At 39.8% G+C, this 507-nt stretch carries 2 rRNA genes; both read left to right on the plus strand.

The window, feature by feature from the left end:
• The first annotated feature begins 7 nt into the window (after positions 1 to 7).
• Positions 8 to 124 (plus strand): 5S ribosomal RNA (gene rrf / locus SM124_RS24040).
• Between the two features lie 285 nt (positions 125 to 409).
• Positions 410 to 507: ribosomal RNA gene (locus SM124_RS24045) — 16S ribosomal RNA — on the plus strand; the annotation flags it as partial.

Below are 507 nucleotides of genomic sequence, written 5' to 3' on the forward strand. Positions count from 1 at the left end.
TACATAGTCTGGTGGCGATAGCGAGAAGGTCACACCCGTTCCCATACCGAACACGGAAGTTAAGCTTCTCAGCGCCAATGGTAGTTAGGGGCTGTCCCCTTGTGAGAGTAGGACGTCGCCAGGCGAAAGACAGAGAGAATCCTCTTTGTCTTTTTTAATCTCTTTCAACTGGTATTTATTACCTAGCATAAAGAGTTGACGGAATGACACCGACGGTGTTATGATGTAAATCCACTTCGTTGAACACATTCTTATTGTGAAAAACTTAAAAAAGTGTTGACGAAGAGAATGAAAAATGTTATATTAATATAGTTGTCTTTGAGAAAAGATAACGAAGATTGTTCTTTGAAAACTGAACGAATCATACGTCAACGTTAATCTATTATTTTTTAAGAGCTAATCTTACTCTTTATTGGAGAGTTTGATCCTGGCTCAGGACGAACGCTGGCGGCGTGCCTAATACATGCAAGTCGAGCGAAGTTTTAAAAGCTTGCTTTTGAAACTTAG

This window comes from Robertmurraya mangrovi (assembly GCF_034427655.1).
Taxonomy (GTDB): domain Bacteria; phylum Bacillota; class Bacilli; order Bacillales; family Cytobacillaceae; genus Robertmurraya_A; species Robertmurraya_A mangrovi.